18 protein-coding genes and 2 pseudogenes are annotated in these 17530 nt (G+C 62.7%); 11 read left to right on the top strand and 9 right to left on the bottom strand.

Annotated features, from left to right (window positions below):
• Positions 1–19 precede the first annotated feature (19 nt).
• Positions 20–265 (top strand): annotated as a pseudogene (locus BJG92_RS18140) (recombinase family protein); the annotation flags it as partial.
• 167 nt (positions 266–432) lie between these two features.
• Positions 433–1176 (top strand): aspartate/glutamate racemase family protein, encoded by a 744-nt coding sequence (locus tag BJG92_RS18135; RefSeq protein ID WP_232085367.1) that lies wholly within the window; start codon positions 433–435, stop codon positions 1174–1176.
• A gap of 114 nt (positions 1177–1290) precedes the next feature.
• Here the strand turns inward: BJG92_RS18135 and BJG92_RS18130 are convergent, their stop codons facing one another.
• The 4 genes from BJG92_RS18130 to BJG92_RS18115 all read right to left on the bottom strand — a co-directional run bounded on the left by BJG92_RS18130 (position 1291) and on the right by BJG92_RS18115 (position 4435).
• Positions 1291–2472 (bottom strand): RNA polymerase sigma factor, encoded by a 1182-nt coding sequence (locus BJG92_RS18130; protein ID WP_232085366.1) that lies wholly within the window; start codon positions 2470–2472, stop codon positions 1291–1293.
• A gap of 53 nt (positions 2473–2525) precedes the next feature.
• Positions 2526–2858 (bottom strand): YciI family protein, encoded by a 333-nt coding sequence (locus tag BJG92_RS18125; protein WP_232085365.1) that lies wholly within the window; start codon positions 2856–2858, stop codon positions 2526–2528.
• Between the two features lie 14 nt (positions 2859–2872).
• Positions 2873–3472 (bottom strand): dihydrofolate reductase family protein, encoded by a 600-nt coding sequence (locus tag BJG92_RS18120; protein ID WP_232085364.1) that lies wholly within the window; start codon positions 3470–3472, stop codon positions 2873–2875.
• A gap of 546 nt (positions 3473–4018) precedes the next feature.
• Entirely contained in the window at positions 4019–4435 is a 417-nt protein-coding gene (locus BJG92_RS18115; RefSeq protein WP_232085363.1) for a GNAT family N-acetyltransferase, read from the bottom strand.
• 1249 nt (positions 4436–5684) lie between these two features.
• Between BJG92_RS18115 and BJG92_RS18110 the strand changes: the two genes are divergently transcribed.
• Both BJG92_RS18110 and BJG92_RS18685 read left to right on the top strand, forming a co-directional pair.
• A complete protein-coding gene (locus tag BJG92_RS18110) occupies positions 5685–6008 on the top strand; it encodes a hypothetical protein (RefSeq protein ID WP_232085362.1) in 324 nt (107 codons plus the stop codon).
• On the top strand, positions 5966–6301 hold the full coding sequence (locus BJG92_RS18685; protein WP_374199830.1) for an N-acetyltransferase family protein: 336 nt from the start codon (positions 5966–5968) through the stop codon (positions 6299–6301). Before BJG92_RS18110 ends, BJG92_RS18685 begins: the two co-directional genes overlap by 43 nt.
• 8 nt (positions 6302–6309) lie before the next feature.
• On the opposite strand, the gene BJG92_RS18105 is transcribed toward BJG92_RS18685, so the two are convergent.
• Positions 6310–6870: a hypothetical protein gene (locus BJG92_RS18105; RefSeq protein ID WP_232085361.1), complete on the bottom strand. Its 561-nt coding sequence runs from the start codon at positions 6868–6870 to the stop codon at positions 6310–6312.
• Between the two features lie 102 nt (positions 6871–6972).
• Complete coding sequence (locus tag BJG92_RS18100) at positions 6973–7182, bottom strand: hypothetical protein (protein ID WP_232085360.1); 210 nt, start codon at positions 7180–7182, stop codon at positions 6973–6975.
• Between the two features lie 446 nt (positions 7183–7628).
• On the opposite strand from BJG92_RS18100, the gene BJG92_RS18095 reads away from it, so the two are divergent.
• Positions 7629–8588, top strand: a complete 960-nt coding sequence (locus BJG92_RS18095) for a GDSL-type esterase/lipase family protein (protein WP_232085359.1) — start codon at positions 7629–7631, stop codon at positions 8586–8588.
• A gap of 117 nt (positions 8589–8705) precedes the next feature.
• Here the strand turns inward: BJG92_RS18095 and BJG92_RS18090 are convergent.
• A pseudogene (locus BJG92_RS18090) lies at positions 8706–9599 on the bottom strand (S66 peptidase family protein); the annotation flags it as partial.
• Between the two features lie 301 nt (positions 9600–9900).
• Between BJG92_RS18090 and BJG92_RS18085 the strand changes: the two are divergent.
• Positions 9901–10356 (top strand): ASCH domain-containing protein, encoded by a 456-nt coding sequence (locus BJG92_RS18085; protein WP_232085358.1) that lies wholly within the window; start codon positions 9901–9903, stop codon positions 10354–10356.
• Between the two features lie 104 nt (positions 10357–10460).
• On the opposite strand, the gene BJG92_RS18080 is transcribed toward BJG92_RS18085, so the two are convergent.
• A complete protein-coding gene (locus tag BJG92_RS18080) occupies positions 10461–11072 on the bottom strand; it encodes a GrpB family protein (RefSeq protein WP_232085357.1) in 612 nt (203 codons plus the stop codon).
• Between the two features lie 144 nt (positions 11073–11216).
• On the opposite strand from BJG92_RS18080, the gene BJG92_RS18075 reads away from it, so the two are divergent.
• From BJG92_RS18075 to BJG92_RS18065, 3 genes are all read left to right on the top strand, one after another.
• Positions 11217–11672, top strand: a complete 456-nt coding sequence (locus tag BJG92_RS18075; RefSeq protein WP_232085356.1) for a DUF6176 family protein — start codon at positions 11217–11219, stop codon at positions 11670–11672.
• 272 nt (positions 11673–11944) lie between these two features.
• The gene (locus tag BJG92_RS18070; RefSeq protein WP_232085355.1) at positions 11945–12304 is read left to right on the top strand and encodes a PadR family transcriptional regulator; all 360 of its coding nucleotides are present in this window, start codon (positions 11945–11947) and stop codon (positions 12302–12304) included.
• A gap of 620 nt (positions 12305–12924) precedes the next feature.
• Positions 12925–13677 carry a hypothetical protein gene (locus BJG92_RS18065; protein WP_232085354.1) on the top strand — a complete coding sequence of 251 codons (753 nt, stop codon included), beginning with the start codon at positions 12925–12927 and terminating at the stop codon, positions 13675–13677.
• Between the two features lie 180 nt (positions 13678–13857).
• Here the strand turns inward: BJG92_RS18065 and BJG92_RS18060 are convergent, their stop codons facing one another.
• Positions 13858–14553, bottom strand: coding sequence for a hypothetical protein (locus tag BJG92_RS18060; RefSeq protein ID WP_232085353.1), 696 nt, complete (start codon positions 14551–14553; stop codon positions 13858–13860).
• Between the two features lie 154 nt (positions 14554–14707).
• On the opposite strand from BJG92_RS18060, the gene BJG92_RS18055 reads away from it, so the two are divergent.
• Positions 14708–15877 carry an IS30 family transposase gene (locus BJG92_RS18055; RefSeq protein ID WP_232085352.1) on the top strand — a complete coding sequence of 390 codons (1170 nt, stop codon included), beginning with the start codon at positions 14708–14710 and terminating at the stop codon, positions 15875–15877.
• 597 nt (positions 15878–16474) lie between these two features.
• Positions 16475–17020 (top strand): hypothetical protein, encoded by a 546-nt coding sequence (locus BJG92_RS18050; protein ID WP_232085351.1) that lies wholly within the window; start codon positions 16475–16477, stop codon positions 17018–17020.
• Positions 17021–17530: the final 510 nt, after the last annotated feature.

Genomic DNA, 17530 nt, shown 5'->3' with positions numbered 1-17530 from the left:
GAGTTTTACTAGGTGTTTCCGCGAACTCATCTCCGAACGTACGACAGCAGGGCTCGCCGCCGCCCGCGCCCGCGGCCGCAGCGGCGGGCGCCCCTTCAAAATGACCCCCGCCAAGCTCCGGCTCGCCCTGGCCTCCATGGGCAAGCCCGGCACCAAGGTGGGCGATCTCTGCACCGAACTTGGGATCACCCGCCAGACGCTCTACCGGCACGTTTCACCTTCTGGGGAAATACGAACTGACGGGGAAAAACTCTTGTCCCGCTAGCCCACCAACCTGCCTTCCAGCTCCAGCCAGATTGTCACCTACGGTCTGGAACGCACTGGCAATCGGAGGAGTAAGGGACGGCCGCGAACCCCACTCTCAATCTCATATGAGAGGATCAGGCGGATCGCTCTGACAGTAGTGGCCTGGGCTGGCTGACGAGTAGCCGGGTGCGGTATCTGTTCACGGGCAGGCTGGTGGCGACCGACTTACCTGGAGGAATAGTGCACGTTGGACTTATCGTGGGGATCGGGCCCGCTGCGACGGACTATTACTACCGGACGCTCATTCAGGCGATGGTGGACGGCGGCCGGGACCTGGAACTGACCATGGTTCATGCTGACACTTCCACTCTCTTGGAAAACCAGGCAGCGGGTGATGTCAACAAGCAGGTTCGAATCTATGAAGAGCTCACGCGCCGGCTTCAGCTTGCCGGAGCCGAGGCGGTTGCTGTCACTTCGATTGCAGGACACTTCTGTGTAGGGGAGTTCAAGCTGATCTCCCCGCTTCCGGTTATTGATTTGTGCGATGTTGTGCGGGATGAGCTTCACGAACGCGGCCTCCGGCGGGTCGGACTGTTGGGCACGAAGACAGTCATGGAGTCTGGGTTCTACGGCGCTCTCGGTGACGTGGTGGTCATCGCACCAGGCCCTGAGTGGATTGACGAGGTTCACACAAACTACGTGTCCATGGCTAAGAGCGGAGTGTGTTCGCAGCAGCAGCGTCAGGTCTTCTTCAACGCGGGACAGCGCATGGTTGCCGACGAGAACGTTGATGCGGTGCTTCTCGCTGGGACTGACCTCGTGTTGGCATTCTCTGGAGAGAGTCCTGGCTTCCGTGTATTCGACTGCGCACAGGTGCACGCGCTGAAAATCGCCGAATTTGCCCAAACCGTCAGACCGTGTCGTTCATGACGAAGTAGGAATGCGAGGGCCCGGGGTTGGAGCCGGCAGGACTTCAAGGGCCCAGGAGCGTATTAGGCATCCAGGTAGGCGGCGCGGTCAGCGTCGGGGCCAGCCTTGGGCTGGTCAGCCGCAGCGACCGTTGTCCTCTGGTCGTGCCTGATCCCGGCGCCGCGTGAGGAAGGCGATCTCGGCAGTGTTGCCGGCGAGGCTGATCGCGGCGTCGTAAGCATCGCGGGCTGCGGTGTCCCGACCCAGCCGACGCAACAAGTGCGCCCGAGCGGCGTGGTAAGCGTGGTATCCCGAGAGCGCGGAGTCGAGGTCGTCGATGAGCGCGAGTCCCGCCTCGAGGCCGTCACGCTCGCCCACGGCGATCGCCCGGTTGAGCCGTACGATCGGTGAACCGTCGAGCCTGACGAGCTGGTCGTAGAGCGCAACCACCTGCGTCCAGTCGGTCGCGTCGCCGTCAGTGTGCACGGCGTTGATCGCCGCGAGTAGCTGGTACCGGCCGGGCGCGACCTTGGAGGCCAATCGCTCGCGGACCAGGGCGTGCCCTTCGGATATCTGAGCCACATCCCAGAGGCCTCTGTCCTGCTCGGCCAGCGGGACCAACTCACGCGCCGATGACACCCGGGCCGAGCGGCGCGCGTCGGTGAGCAGCAGCATCGCGAGCATCCCGGTCACCTCACCGTCGTCGGGCAGCAGGCCGTGCAGCAACCGCGCGAGCCGAATCGCCTCGCCGGTCAGCTCCTCGCGCACCGGTGCGGTGTCAGGGCCGGACGCGAGATAGCCCTCGTTGAAGATCAGGAAGACTACTGCGAGCACCCCCGACACTCGGCCGGGCAGATCCTCGGCCGCCGGCACGCGGTACGGGATCTGGGCGGCGGCGATCTTGGCCTTGGCGCGAGTGATGCGGGCGCCCATCGTGGTGTCCTGCACCAGGAACGCGCGGGCGATCTCGGGCACGCTCAGTCCGCCGATCATCCGCAGCGTCAGTGCCACACGTGCCTCCATCGAAAGCGCCGGATGGCAGCAGATGAAGAGCAGCCGAAGCCGGTCGTCGTCGATCACGCCGACTGGGTCGGGCTCTGCGTCGTACAGGAGCTTCGCCTCCGTGTGTCTCGCGTCGCGGCTGCTCTCGCGCCGGATCCGGTCAATCGCCTTGCGGCTCGCTGTCGTGGTGAGCCAGGCGCCGGGGTTGGGCGGTATGCCGTCCACCGGCCAGCGCTCCGTGGCGATCGCGAAGGCTTCCGCGGCCGCGTCCTCGGCAGTGTCGAGATTCCCGAACCGCCTGGCGGTTGTCGCCACGAAAGGTGCCCACTCGTATCGGTGAGCGCGGGTCAACGCGTCCTGCGCATCGATCAGGGATCCGACAGGAGGGGCCGCACTTCGAGCCGACGGTTGCAGGCTTTTGAGCCCTCGCACATCAGCTTGAGGGCGACGTCCAGGTCGGGCGCGTCGATGATCCAGAATCCGGCGGCCCACTCCTTGGCTTCGACGAACGGTCCGTCGGTGAACACCGGCTCGTCGCCGCGCCCGTCGATCACGGTCGAGACCGTCGGGTCGGCGAGGCCGGCGGCGAACACCCAGTGGCCGCCGGCAATCAGCTTCTTGTTGAAGGCGTCGATCGCGACCGCCTCCTCGGCGGTGCCCGATTCGCTGCGGTAGTCGATGACGTTGATCAGGTATTGCATGGATTGGTCTTCTCTCAGGCGTAGTTGGGGCGGCCGGTGGGCCGGTAGGTGTGGGCGAGGACACCGGTCGGGAACGCCCTCGTCTCGACCAGTTCGAGTCTGAAGTCTTTGCCCTGCTGCGGGAACAGCCGAAGTCCCTCTCCCACGATGACCGGGCACACGATGAGGTTAATCTCGTCGACGAGCTCGTTCTCGAGCAGCCAGCGCGCCAGCACGCCGCTGCCCACGACCACCAGCTCGCCGCCCGGCTGAGCTTTCAGTTCCCTGATGCCCGCGGCGATATCCCCCGAGATCACCGTCGTGTTCGTCCACGCCGGGTCGGTCAGGGTGTTGGACACGACGTACTTCGGCCGAGGATTCATCGCGCCCGAAAACGGGTTCGAGTTGTCGGCCTGACCACCCCAATAGCGCGCGAACAGTTCGTAGGTCTTGCGGCCGAGCAGGAACGCGTCCGCGCGCTGCCACGTCGAAGCGATGTACGCGGCCGACTCCTTGTCGCCGGTCGGGATGGCCCAGCCGCCGCGCGCAAACCCGGGATCGAGCTCGTCATTGTTGCCGCCGTTAGCCTGCATGACGCCGTCGACGCTGACCTGGATCGAGATCGTGAGATTCATGGTATTACTCCCTTGTTCCGAGTCACCTCTGCAGGGCGGCTTCACTACTTCAACGAACACGATCAACCCGATTCGACACTTGTTCCTCAAGACCGTCACAGTGTTTACACCTGCAGCGTTAGCCAGGGGAGTCGAGAACCCGATGGAAGAGCTGAGCATCGGAGGGGAGTGGGCGACGACACTCGAGCTATCTATATGTTCAGGTCTCGCAAGACGTTCGGCTACCTCGACGAAGAGATATCAACGAGATGCCGGCGATCGAGGGTCAGCCGATCGCTGCGGTTTCACCGGGGTCAGAGTGCCCGCGCCCGCCGGTCCCAATCGGCCCTCTTGGCCTCTTCCTCTTCCCAGAAATGGCCGTCATGATGACGAACGTGCAAAAGGAAACCAGGGAACGCTGCACCCAGGATAAAACCCCGGAAGATAGGTAATTCCCCAGCTCCCAAAAAGTTCCCACGACCAGATTCCCGACTATCATCACCAACTGCAGTTTCGCGTCAGCCGCGGCGAGTGGAGTACGAGCAGGTTGGAGCGCTGAAGGATGGGTCATTGGACGCGAGCCATCATTTGTGATGGCTCGGTCAGCTCGGTGAAGCCGTGCTGGGCGTAAAGCCCGTGAGCATCGACCGTTGACAACAGAATCCGTTTTAGGTCTAAAGGTTCCAGGTCCGCCATTACACCAGCGGCCAGCATCTTGCCGATGCCTTGACCGCGGGCTTCGGTTGCGACGAACACGTCGCAGAGCCAAGCGAACGTAACGCCGTCAGTCACGACGCGACCGTAAGCCACCTGCTCTCCAGACCCGATGTCGTACACCCCGTAGTTCCGAGAGGCGTCGATAGCTGCATCCTGCTTCTCACGAGCCCGACCTTGCGCCCAATAGGACTGCTCGCTGAGCCACTGGTGCACGCGGGCACGATCAACTCTGTCCGTTTCGGCGGAGAAGAAATAGCCTTCAGTCATGACAGCACCCTAGGGGAACGGGGCAAGGCATCTCGAAACAGCGCATGCCAACTTCCGTCCCGATCAGGGTTCCTCCTTCGAACATGTGGTGCGTGCAGACGAGTTTGGATATTCCGTGCAGACGACTTCAGAAACTGACACGTATACCCAAGTTGTCTCACCCGGTCATTGTGCCTCAGAAACCCCCAGCCAGCACCCACCTGAGACGATCCACGGTGAGACATCTGTCCAAGACACGCGGCCGCCCGGCAGGACGCCGGTTCCTTCGATCCCCATCGACACGACGACCGTGTCTCAAAAGACTGCAGGTAGATGCGACATTTCCGGGCGAGGATGCCGCCACCGATGGTTTGTCGTTGAGGAGGGTGGCCTTCCTGTGGGTTTGATCGGCTATATGGCGTCGTACTGCCAGTAGGCTCGGGGCATGTCACTACCTGGGGGACGAAGTCCATGGTTCCGTGGGGCCGCGCTGTTGTTGGCCGGGGCGTGTGCGGTAACGGGGCTGTCCGGTTGTGAATATGCGGATGACGGCGCAGACCCGACCTCGGTGCCTTCCAGAACCAGCCGGCCGGCACCTCCGTCGCCGCTGCCGTCGGCCCCTGAACTTGCAGCCACCGAAAATCGGAACTTCACAGACCTCGGATCTTTACTCGGCGCTCGGCCGAAAGACTTCGTCCTAGATGGGGCCGGCGGACTCGGCGGCGGCGGGTTCCATAAGTCGGTTACGGCGTTGGCAAAGGGAAGGTACACAATAACCGCGGCCTGTGTCGGCGCCCCGACCGCATACCTTTCAATTGCCCAGGCCGGCGTTCGGGGCGGTGGCGGACTCGAATTGAGTCTCGACTGCGGGAAGGCCACAAAAGCGCAGGTCGACATCGCGGCAGGGCCGGTTCAGGTCCAAGGTTTTTATCCCACCACCGGTCCCGCCACCGGCGCGGTTGCTGGTTTCTGGATGGTTCCGGCGGCCACCGGCTCCTAAAGCACTACGGGTTCCCGGCGGCGCTCACTCCCGTTGCCGTCTCCGGAAAAGTGAGGGCCTCAAGTTTTTGGCCAACTCCGACGGACGATCGGAGGCACACTTGATGATTCTTAGGATAGGTTTCTTTCATCCGGGCGCGTGCCCGGGCATGGAGGGGGGCCATTCCAGTCATCAAACGAGGGCCCGGTTAGGGGACAGCCGGACAGCGGCTCCGGTCTTTACCCGACTCCGGGGCCAGCCATAACGCACCGGTCGGCGTCGGCCCGACCGGTGGCCGCAGGCGTGTGGATATGCGCCGCCGGAACGCTGGCGTGGTTGTTGGTTGCCGGAGATCTCAATGCCGCGATACGCGCTGCGCCCTGGCTGGTTCTGCTGTCCTGGTTTGTTTACGCATCCCAGTGGCGGCCGTGCCTGCGCATCGACGGCTCTGGGTTTGAGGTGATCAATGGTTTGCGCGACCACCAGATACCGTTTGGGGCCGTGAAGGACATCGAGGTCCGGTTCACCACAGCTATCTGGGCGGCCGACAAAAAGTACGTGAGCAGGGCGAGTTGGCCGGTTGGCTGCTCTTGGCCGGCAATTCGAGTGAGCTAACAGCTCATTGGGCGCGGGTTCTTCGGGTCCAGACAGCCCTGGATTTCCGAAACTGCGGCGTCGGGCGTGCGCTCATGGAGGAGGTGGCCCGGTCAGCGACCGAGGATCTCGCATTGGAACAGCTGCGCCTCGAAGTGCGGGCGGGTATGGGTCTCGAGGGTTTGTACCAGTCGTGCGGGTGGCGCGAAATCGGACGATGGCCAGAAGCCCTTCGGTTACCCGGAGGCGATAGAGACGAAGTGCTTATGGCGCTGGCCTTGAAGCGCAACGCTGGACCTCTTGGCGTCCGCTAAGGGATCCGTCAACGGACGGTTGAGCTTCCCGGCGACTTAAAAGGGTCCCAACTCAGCACGGCCTCGCGTAGTTCGTCTATCGACCGCTCGCTGCCCAGGCGCAGCACCGGCAGGTCAAGTTTTTCCAGCCATGCCTCATGAGCTGCGCGGCTTCTGCCGTCGAACGCCGGATCGTCGTAACCTTTTGCCCAGTCCAGAAAGTCGGACCACGCCACCCCATCGAACTCCCGGCCGGCCCGGCGATGGACCTCGCGGGCCTCGAGGCGTCGCAATCGCTCACGAGGGTCGAGCGTCAAAAAGATCACGGCGTCGCACTCTGCAACGATGCTCTCCCCCCAGCCCATCATTGACCCGGACAAGACCCAGCCCTCCCGCGGGACGAAAACGTCGCGCATCAGAGCCCGCCGAACGTTCTCAGGACGCTTCTCGACGTACGGCGGGACGGTGGGCACCCAGAAATAGTCGTCGGCGTCCGCGTGAGGAACCGACCAATGGTCAGCCAATGCTCGACCGAGCGTCGTCGTACCGCTACCGCTCGCCCCCATCACATGAACCTTCCCACGCTGCATGACTCAATTATCGGGTGTGAGCAGGGGGCAAGAATGCATGTGGCGCGCTTCCGATGCGTGGGGATGCTGTCCCGCTAAGGGACCGGCTTACGGACGCGTCGATCACTCAGGCCGATCGTCTTCCCGTCCGTTCTTTCGGCTTTCTTGCCACGCATACATGGGAACAAAGACCACCACGAAGGCTGTACCCAGTCCCGCGATGCCACCGAGGCCCTGATAGATGATGGTCAGCAATGGGGAGGACCCCTGGTCCGACTCCCGGATAGCGAGGGCCGACACGAAAGCAACAATCGTGACCACGAGAACGATCAAGGTCGCTTTCCTCAACCGGGCCTTGGTCAGAGAAGTCATAGCCATCGATGAGTCCGATCTCTTTATGGTGGACTGGCCGGACGATTGCGCAGTGGGCCGAAGCGAATGACCTGAGTGTTGCAGGGGCAATGCCGAAGTGGCAATAGCTCTGAAGGGCCTATTTTGGGTTCGCGCCTCGCAACGTGAGCACCAAAGAACGGCTTCGGAATCCCAGCCCGCGCCGGTGGATCATGGGGCGCTCCGGCGCCCGGTCGGGGATCCTTGACGCGAGACATCATCCAGTGAGGCGTGACGGCCTCGGCCGCGTCTCGTTCTGGCTGATGCGTCCCATAGCCGCGCAGAGCCAGGACAGCAACGGATGCGATAATCAATCGCACACATTCTTCCTGGTCACAGCCAGAGGTGAGGCTCGGGAGCGACGAAAGTTCTGCCCAAGGAGTGTCCCCGTGTCCAACCCGGAACCAACTACATCCGCGGCCCCGAGCGAGCTGGTCTTCTCATTCGGCACCCTGTTGGATGAGAAGGTCCAGCAGTCGCTGTTCGGCTACCGGGTCAACATGCTCGAAGACTTCCTGATCGGGCACGGAACCACAGAAGTCGTCATCACCGACCTGGATGTCATCGCCAAGAGCGGCAAGAAAGTTCACCTCGGCCTCGTCCGCCGTGAAGGTGACACCGTATCCGGCGGGTTGCTCGCGCTAAGCCCTGACGAGCTGGCCGCAGCCGACGCGTACGAGGTCGACGCCTACGCCCGCCGCCGCGTGCCCACCGGCGCCCACGGACAGGCCTGGTGCTACGTCTCAGCCGATTCTCTGGATGTGGCCGAACGCATTGCCCTGATCGGCGACAGCATCGCCTACGGGCGTTGCACCCGGGACGGCGGCTGGGCCGCCCGGGTCGCCTCGCGACACATCACCCGCGACGAGGAGAACAACCGGTTCTTCAACCTGGCCTGGCCCGGCGCCACCATGCTTGAGATCCTGGACGCCGCCGAGGCCGAGGTGGCCGCCCGCCGCGCGGACACGGTCCTGGTGGCGGCTGGCATCAACGACCTGCTCCACGCCGACGGACGTGGCGGGGCACAAGTGGGCCAGGATGTCATCGCCCGCTTGGAATCCTTCTGCGAAGCGATGGAACCCCAGGGACGGCGCGTGGTGGTGATGAGCCCGAACTGGGTGGACACCACCTTGGTCCCCTGCCTCGACCTGGGCGAGATCCTGGACTTGCGGGAGACGTTGCGGTCGTGGAGCGAGCGGACCTTCCGGGACTTCCTCGACACCTGGGACGTCTTGGCCGACCGCCCGGCCCTGTTCAGCGACGGCCTCCATCCCACGGCCGAAGGCCACCGGCTGCTGGCCGAGGTTGTCGGCAACTTTGATCTGCACCCTGGGCCGTCCGTGTCCTAAGCAATTTACGCCGCGTCTCGTAAGCCGATCCTTCAGCGGACGTTCTGTTGTTCCTACTGTTGGCTGGTCGGAAGTGATGCGGAGTCTGCTGGTTGGCCCGACCGTCAGCTCGGCTCGGCCGCCGATGGGCAGCGTGATCTGCGGCTGTGTGTGTCCGAAATCTGCATTGGCCAGGACGGGAAGCCCGCTGAGGCGCTGCTGCGTCCTGACGATGTGTTCCAGAACGTCCCGGGTCATCCGGCTTGCCCGCTGGAAGCGGCCAATCACCAGCCCCGTGATCCCACCGGCGTCCGGCACTTGAAGGAGGGATGTTAGATCACGGGCGAATGTTGCCGAATGGCTCTCGTAATCGTCCTCAAGGAAGAGCAACGCACCATCCAGAGCCGGCATGTGAGGCGTCCCTTGGAGCAGATTAAGCGTACATAAATTGCCGCCGACGACGCGGCCCGAGGCCATGCCCGGCTGGAGCGCCCACCAGCCGTCTCCGGCGAGAGGGTCCCGGTTGTCTTGGTCAAGGAACCAGTCGTCGTCGGTCCACAGTTCGGAAGGCGTCAAGGCCAGCGGCCGGTTGCCCAGGAGCGTTTCAGTGAACCACTGCAGGGTTTGTTCGAAATGATCCCTCATTCCAAAGCTGGACCAGTGTGGTCCGGAGTACGTCACCAATCCGGTGTGGGCGAGGATGGCGTTTTGCAGGGCCGTGATATCCGAGTAGCCGCAGAAGACCTTCGGATTGGCCTCAATCAGGTCCCAGTCAAGATAGGGAAGGAGTTCGTTGCTGTTGAATCCACCAATGACGGTGAGGATGCCGGCCACCTCCGGGTCCGCGAAAGCAGCGTGAATGTCAAAGACCCTGGACTCAATAGAAGAGGAGTCAAGGCTGTCACGTTCGTCGATGTGGGACCCGTACGAGATGCGCAGTCCCATCTGCGCAAACCGCTGCTCGATCAGGGAGCTGTGGTCATGTTCGGCAACCATGGCACGGCTCCGGGCCGGCGCCACAACCCGGATCATGTCGCCGGACCTGAGTTGCGGAGGATAAGTGACATTCATGTCAGGGACGCTAACGTGCAATGCGCGCCGAAGCCAACCGGCGGCCAGAGCAGACCCCGGAGGCGCAAATCGCGCACCGGGCTAGATAAGCAGCCCGGTAAGTCGATCCTTACCGGGCACTAGGATGTATCCCTACGACTCGCCATGGATGGCCGCGCCAACCTTCACGTAGGGGGACAAGCCGTGACCCATGCCGGAGCCGCCACCCCCGTCGGACGCTGAGAAGTAATCACTTCAAGAGGGACAGCATAGGATTTTCAGCATGCTATCTCCAGACGAAATTGCTGGTCTACCGGTCGAAGAGTACGGGTTTCCGGGCCCCCTGCGAGATGCACTCGTGGGCGCGATTCTTGACGGACGGAAGACGAGCACGACCTCTCTTGTCGTCCAATACAAGCTAGACGACGAGGCGTTGCCCGTCGTCGGTGAACGCGGTGTGGTCGTTGATTCGTCAGGGCAGCCCGTCTGCATCACGGAAGTTACCGAGGTTCGCGTAGTGCCCCTCGGTACCGTTGATGCAGCTCACGCGATCGACGAAGGCGAGGGTTACCAGGCAGTCTCCGACTGGCGTGCAGGCCACGAGGAATTCTGGCATAGCCCCGACTTTCGGGCCGCCATGCGTGATCCCACCTTTACCGTCTCGGACTCGACGGAAGCTGTTTTAGTGCGTTTCTGTGTGCCCGCCCGCGCTGAACTTCCAAGCAAGGGTCCGGCCTAACGAGCGCACGTTAAAGGATCCTTTACCGAACATTGCGGTCACCCTGCTCCATAGGTGCGGGAGTCAACCAACCCGGAGTCGTTCCCCGTCCATGCCGGGCGTCTCTAAGTCTTTGTCAACCCTGTGGCGACGAATGCTCGGTGGTAGATCTCCCTGATGACTTTTTCCTTTCTTGCGTTGTATTGCATGGAGTGTTCACCCGTGGATTGAGCCTTGGCTGCCGCTTCACGCTTCGTGTCTGCGTAGAGATCGTGATCGCTGGGATTCGCGCGCAGCCAGTCTCGAAAAATCCGATGCTTCACGACTTCTGGGCTGTCGTACCCGAAAACGTGCAGGTGGCAGGCGGGGTCAACGTGGCGCAGGACGCGATGGCCGAACCACCACGGTTCACGAACTCTCAGCTCAAATCCGACGTCTTCGAGAGCCGGGACGTACGACGGTTCGTCATTCGGATCAGCGACGATCAGGTCAACGTCAATGATGGCTTTAGCGGGAAGCCCTCGAACCGCCGTTGAACCAACATGCTCGATCTCCAGGGCACGCCATCCCAATGCTCCCCGGACCCGCTCGGCGAGTACGTGAAAGAGCTCTGGCCAGACTTCCTGCGCATCGACTATCTCGAAATGCTGCGAGGGCCCGGCGCCGGAAACGTACGGAGACTGCCCCGCAGGTACAGGCGGTTCATGAAAGGTGACGATGTCTTTGATGGATGGCACACGATAATTCTCGCCTCCCGACGTAGGTCTGGGGGACGAATTACCGAATTCCCTGCGCCCAGGTGGGTAAGACAAACGGATGCAGAGCCAAAAATGCTTGCGTTGGATGTGCCCCCGCGCCGTCAACGCCGCGAGAATACCTTCATGACCTCTGATGACGGTAACTTCGAGATCCCATTCACTCCGGTGCCGCGCGACTTTCCCGGGCACCAAATGCCGCCATCTGTACCTGCGGGCATGCGACTCGAACTAAGTCGCTCACGCATTGTGGGCGGCAAGGAACTGGCGTTTGAGGAGTGGATGAACATGCTCAATTCACGACCGGATGAACTGCAGCAAGGACTCTCCGCCGGGCGCGCAGTCTTTGAAGCAACATTCCGGAACGTCGAAGCCGACGGCTCAGCATGGATCTATCACGTCGCCCTCATGGGCGAGGAATCGGGTGGGCTCGACGAGTCGATTCCCATTGATGCCGACCATGCAGCGTATAGCCGGACCGTCAGGGAGCCGGGCTGGGAGGAACTCGAACCCCGTTTCATGCTCGCTCCCAATCATCTCCTCGAAGCAATGAAACGCTGGGCCGCGACGGGGCACGAATGAGATCTGTATCAGTCGCCCGAAGCGGACTCGGCTGTTTAGTCTGCCCGTAGGCCGGGCGCTTGAAGGACGCTCTGCTGTCCGTCGGAGGATCCCTTAGCGAAACGGCCATCGGGCAACACGGTCATCGGTTCCGACAGCCCGACGATGAAATCTGAGAGCTCGACAACCGCAGCAGATCCCAAGGCGTTGTCAGGTTTAAGTGCCCGACACCAGCACGAGGGAAACGAGATTTCCGGCTGTCCATATATTCCCATGTTGGGTATATTGCTAGCATGACCGAAGTTGCCTTTTGGATCCTCACGGCCCTCGCCGGCGGACGTCAGCACGGATACGCCATCCTGCGTGACGTTGAAGAGCTCTCCGCGGCCGCCGTTTCTTTGCGGGTTACGACGCTCTATGCCACGCTCGAGCGTCTAGAGCGAGATGGGCACGTTCGCAGAGCGGGCGAAGAAACGGTCGGCGGGCGCGCACGCCGCTACTACGAACTGACAGAAAATGGGCATCAAGCCTTGGCTTTGGAGGCGGAACGACTCGCTGCAAGGCTCCGAGCCGCGGAAAGCCGGCTAGCGGCTCCCCGCGCCGCTCACAGCCGTCCCGCGCCGGCAACAATGTCATGGGGGCTCGCTCAGTGAGCGGCAGTCGACGGAGTCGGTATGCCCGACTGCTGCGGTGGTATCCGCGGCCCTGGCGTGAGGAGCACAGCAGTATCGTGCTCGACAGTCTCGAACAGCACGCCAGTGACCGGGGTATGGAGCGCCCTTCTGTTCCGGAAGCGTGGTCCCTCCGCGCCCACGGGCTGGGCGAGCGAGCAACGCCCCGGTGGGCCGCCGGTTTCGCCGCGACAGCTCTGGTCGCGTATATCGGTGCCAGCGCACTGTTGTTGAGCAACGCGATAGTCCTCCCTGGGGCCGGCTTTGCCCGGCTCGTGTTGGCCGTGTTCATCGGACCACTCGCGTTGGCCCTCTCCGCCATAGTTCTCTTGCATCGGGCTGGGCGGCTCTCCGCCCCGGCCGCCATGTCCACCGCAGCCAGCGCCATACCGGCCTGCGGCTTGGCGGCGCTGGCGGCAGCGAGTTGGTCGGTCGGTTTTGAGGAAGCGGACGCCGGCCTCGGCCGCAGCTGGTTTGGATCGTCGACCCTCTTTTTCCTTATTCTTGCGTGGATAGCGGGGACAATCTGTCTTGTGGCACCGGTCGAATCGGTGCTGAGTAAACGACGCGCTCTGCCCATCCGCCTTGTGCAAAGTGCTGCCTTGGCAGCACCGTTGGCGCTCGTCCTCGGCGCGTTGACGCTGATGGCACCACTGATGGGCACGTTGGGCGCGGTCGTGCTGTTAGTCATCGCTTTAAGGCTGGGCAATGCGAGCCACCCGTCAGCACCGCAGGACACGTTTCGGGCAGCACCGCGGTCGTCCCCGTCGATTTCGGCGGCAGCTTGGACCCGGCGGCGGGCCGCCCCAGCTGGCGCGGCCGCACTGGTGACCATAACCGCCGGACTTGGGTGCGCCCTCTTTGCCCTCACCGGCAGTAACTGGGCACCAATGGTCAAGGATTCCACCCACGCCATGAACCTCGGCCTGGCCGCTGGCGCGCTGGCAGCCATCCCCGCGACCATCGCCGCCGGGACAGTGCTGACCCCGCGTTTCGGCGGCGTCATGCGCTGGTCGGCCCTCCTGTGCAGTGCAAGTCTCATCGTGGTGGCAGCCGCCCAATTCCTTGGGGCCGGGCATCCCAACCAGTGGCCGCTGATCCTTGCTGCAGCAGTATTGATGGGCTTCGCCGTTGCCCTCCCTTTTGGACGGCTCGTTCCCGGCGGCTCCGCACTCCGCGTCGGCGTGACAGCAATGTTTGGCTTCGCCGGTTCAATTGTCGGACTCAGCCTGGTGACCGTGGCAGCCTTCATCGCACCCGTTGCCGCCACCGCACTCCTCGTCTGGTCAATGACGCGCCCGGCAGCGCGTGGTAAGCAACCAAGCCCGCCCCTGATCACGTACCAAGGCGGTTGAGACGCCGGGAAAGGCTCTGCAGGCGACTTCGAACCGTCCGTTCAGACAAACGACAACGTGACGGCGGCGGCGTCTGCCAAATCTGCAATGGGATGACGCTTCCTAGTGGCTGTCCCGCAGAGGGATCGGCTTGCGGGCAGTCGTGGTTGCTTCAGAGGGCGGCCGTCGTACTCCGAAGACTCATCCGCGTCCTGTCGCCAGCCTGAAGATTTGGGTTTCTACTTGTGCTCTCGTTCGACCGTACGACTCTCCCCAGTTGGCGAGCAAGTCCAAGTATTCGCCGTAGGAAACGGTGCTGTTCTTCTCAAGGGGCACTCCGGCTGGGTTCTCCAGCCACCCGACGATTCGGTCGTCGAAGATCGGGGCGGCGTTTGGGTCATCAGGGCCGTCGACGGCTGAAGTGAAGTACAGCCACTTGGTGAAGTAAGAGGACCTAAGGTGGAGGATTCGGCCCTCGTTGTTCATTAACCGGAAAGCCTCAAGTGCCCCGTCTGCGCGCACAGACGTGGCTCCTGCTTCCAGCCGGTCTGCGACAGAGGAATCAACCGGTTCCGAGACCGCTTCGGTGCTCTTGGCCTGGGTCTGGGTGAGTATCCACCGTGTCCGCAGCGCACCCATGCCAGCGGTCGTGCCCCATCCCCACACCATCGCCGCAATGAATGCGGGGAGGACCCGTTCCGCATTCAGCTCTGCTGAGACCGCATCAAGGGTTGACTGCCGGCTCACCCTCTCGGGAAGACGGTCGAGGAGCGATAGAACGTCCGGAAGGTCGTGCATTTGATCGAGCCACGGCTGCTTAGTCCAAAGGAAGGGGTTCTGCGGCCGGGCTTCGCCGTCGAGGGCTTCAGCCAGCACGGTGGGGATAAGCGTTGTCATGGGTCAATCCTCGCCCAGGGGAGGGACATTTCCCCGGCGTGCGGGCATGTCGTGGGCAGAGAAATCAATGAACCCCCGGTTTTCAGCCCAAGAGGGCCGGGACTGTTGCGGTAAGGGTTCCTTGGGTTCTTGCGGTGATTGCAACACTTAGCGGATGGGTGTTGTCATGGCGAGGTATTCAATTTACGTAAGACCGGATCTTCTGCAGCTGTTTTGGGCAGGGATGCAGGTCGGTGATTTCATCACCGATGCCGTTGTGCCGATCAATACGAGCAGGCGGACCGGGCGCCGGGTCCTGGCCGAGGCCGGGGGTGTCAGGCCCCGCCGCGGCCGGGATCTGAAGGGCAGGTGCCTGACCTTCGCCCAGCGGGAAGAGATCGCGGTGCTGCACGCCCAGGGACACTCGCTGCGCCGGATCGGGGCCGCGATCGACAGATCAGCCTCGACGGTGTCCAGGGAGCTGCGGCGCAATTCGGTGGCCGGGTTGCCCTACCGGGCAACCTCGGCGCACGCGCTGGCGTATGAGCGGGCTTCGCGGCCGAAACCGTCGAAACTGCACACGAACACCGTGCTGCGTGCGAAGGTGGAAGAGGACCTGAAAAAGAAGTACTCGCCGGAACAGATCGCAGGACGCCTGCGGGTTGAGTTCCCCGATGAGCCGGAGATGCGGGTGTCACCCGAGACCATTTACCAGTCCCTCTACGTGCAGTCCCGCGGAGCACTTAACCGTGATCTGGCCGCGTGTTTACGCACCGGGCGGGCGGTCAGGCAGCCCTGCAGGAAAGCCGGCCAGCGGAAGAACCGGATCCCGGGCATGATTAACATTTCCGAACGTCCCCCCGAGGTTCAGGACCGTGCAGTGCCAGGGCACTGGGAGGGCGACCTGATCATCGGCAAAGGCAACCAGTCCGCGATCGGGACCCTCGTGGAGAGAACCACCAACTACGCGATGCTCGTTCATCTTCCGGACGGGTACCGGGCCGAGCAGATGCGTGATGCGCTGACCGCGAAGATCAAGACGCTTCCCCAGGCGCTGAGGCAGTCCCTGACCTGGGACCAGGGCATCGAGATGCAGGACTGGAAGACCGTGAAGATCGACACCGGCATCGACATCTATCTCTGCGACCCGCACTCACCCTGGCAGCGAGGCATCAATGAAAACACGAATGGCCTGCTCCGCCAGTACGTCCCGAAAGGCACCGACCTGGGCATCCACAGCGCCGAAGACCTCGACTGGGTCGCCCAGGCACTCAACGACCGGCCACGTAAAAGACTAGAGTTCAGAAAACCGATCGAACTGATCGAAGGACTCCTGTTGCAATGACCGCCTGAATCCGCCGTTCCCCATACGGACACGAAGTGGGCCGTGCAGACGACTTTGGACATTTCGTGCAGACGACTTCGGAAAATGACACCCAGGCCGGCCTTCGGGGCGGCGGACTCGAACTGAATCTCGACTGCGGAAAGGCCACAAAAGCGCAGGTCGACATCGCGGCGGGGCCGGTTCAGGTCCAAGGGTTTTATCCCACCACCGGTCCCACCACCGGTCCCACCACCGGTCCCGCCACCGGAGCGGTTGCTGGTTTCTGGATGGTCCCGACAGCCACAGGATCCTAAAGCAGGTGCGGGCTGACGGCGACGCTCACCCGCTTGCCGTCTCCGAAAGAAGGGGTCTTGGATCAAAGCCCACTCCGTGTCTCAAAGTCTCGGACAACTCCTACAGACGACCGAACAAGCAGGGCCACAGGATGATTCTTAGGATAGGTTTCTTCCATCCGGGCGCGTGCCCGGGCATGGAGGGGGACCATTGCAGACACCAAACGAGGGCCCGGCTAAGGGACAGCCAGACACAGTCAGCGGATGCGGTCGTTATGCGTCGGTGCGACCGGCCATAACGCACCGGTCGGCATCGGCCCGACCGGTGGCCGCAGGCGTGTGGATATGCGCCGCCGGAACGCTGGCATGGTTGTTCGTTGCCGGAGATCTCAATGCTGCGATTCGCGCTGCGCCCTGGCTGGTGCTGCTTTCGTGGTTTGTTTACGCATCCCAGTGGCGGCCGTGCCTGCGCATCGACGGTTCTGGGTTTGAGGTGATCAATGGTCTGCGCGACCACCAGATACCGTTTGGGGCCGTGAAGGACATCGAGGTCCGGTTCACCACATCCATTTGGGCGGCCGGCAAAAAGTACGTGAGCTGGGGCGCTCCGACCCCGCCGTCCGCATTGGGCTCCGGATTTCAGAATGAAGTAAACCTCAAGAGTCGTCCTTTCACCGTGCTTCCGAACAACGAACGGATCAGCCAGCCGGAGACGAGGACCGGACGTGATGCCATCGTCGCCGCGTGGCAGGACGCACGATATGCCGGATTCGCCGCCGCACGTGAGGTTGTCGTCTCCACATGGAACGTGCCCGTTGTCGTCGTCGGACTGCTCGCGATTCTCTCGGTGATCGCTGCAGCGTTGGTCTAGAGGCGGACATACCTGAAACGGTTGATTCCGTTGCTGTGGCCTCGAGTGTGAGCGAGCAGTACCGTCCAGGTTGGTCCAGGCGACAAGGCGCCTGATTCAACCGCCCCCTCGCCCCGACATGCCCGCAGCCGGTCGGGGCGAGCACACCTGACGGACGCCAAAACAATGGTGCCAAAACGTCGCCGAATAGCGCTGTGAAAACGCCGCCATTTACTGCCGAAAGCCACAGGGCGGGGCCTTGATCGTTGGCACTGTGCTGTCGGCGGCTGGTGGCGCCGCCGGGGTTCTGTTGTTGTCGTGTGTCTCTGTTAGTCCGCGGTCAGCGTCTGAAGGGGCGCTGCGCGGTCATGCAGCGGTGCGCCGATGGGATCATGAATGGCTTGAAGGGAGGTGACGTCGTTATGGAGAGACTAGAAGCTGAGCATGCCGTGCTGCACGCCCAAGACTCGGCAACGAGCGCGGGCATGACCCGGTTGCAGCCGCCGTTGTACTTCTCCTGCGACATCAAGT

It is taken from the genome of Arthrobacter sp. SO5, from assembly GCF_020532805.1.
In the GTDB taxonomy this organism is placed as follows: Bacteria; Actinomycetota; Actinomycetes; order Actinomycetales; family Micrococcaceae; genus Arthrobacter.
Note: the sequence above shows the minus strand (reverse complement) of the source record. Positions and strands in the feature narration are given on the sequence as shown.

What these genes read in the sequence shown, in the direction of transcription:
- BJG92_RS18125 (WP_232085365.1), bottom strand. Translation starts at nt 2,858, where the DNA reads ATGCAATACCTGATCAACGTCATCGACTACCGCAGCGAATCGGGCACC.
- BJG92_RS18120 (WP_232085364.1), bottom strand. Translation starts at nt 3,472, where the DNA reads ATGAATCTCACGATCTCGATCCAGGTCAGCGTCGACGGCGTCATGCAG.
- BJG92_RS18115 (WP_232085363.1), bottom strand. Translation starts at nt 4,435, where the DNA reads ATGACTGAAGGCTATTTCTTCTCCGCCGAAACGGACAGAGTTGATCGT.
- BJG92_RS18105 (WP_232085361.1), bottom strand. Translation starts at nt 6,870, where the DNA reads ATGCAGCGTGGGAAGGTTCATGTGATGGGGGCGAGCGGTAGCGGTACG.
- BJG92_RS18085 (WP_232085358.1), top strand. Translation starts at nt 9,901, where the DNA reads ATGCTATCTCCAGACGAAATTGCTGGTCTACCGGTCGAAGAGTACGGG.
- BJG92_RS18075 (WP_232085356.1), top strand. Translation starts at nt 11,217, where the DNA reads ATGACCTCTGATGACGGTAACTTCGAGATCCCATTCACTCCGGTGCCG.
- BJG92_RS18070 (WP_232085355.1), top strand. Translation starts at nt 11,945, where the DNA reads ATGACCGAAGTTGCCTTTTGGATCCTCACGGCCCTCGCCGGCGGACGT.
- BJG92_RS18060 (WP_232085353.1), bottom strand. Translation starts at nt 14,553, where the DNA reads ATGACAACGCTTATCCCCACCGTGCTGGCTGAAGCCCTCGACGGCGAA.
- BJG92_RS18055 (WP_232085352.1), top strand. Translation starts at nt 14,708, where the DNA reads ATGGGTGTTGTCATGGCGAGGTATTCAATTTACGTAAGACCGGATCTT.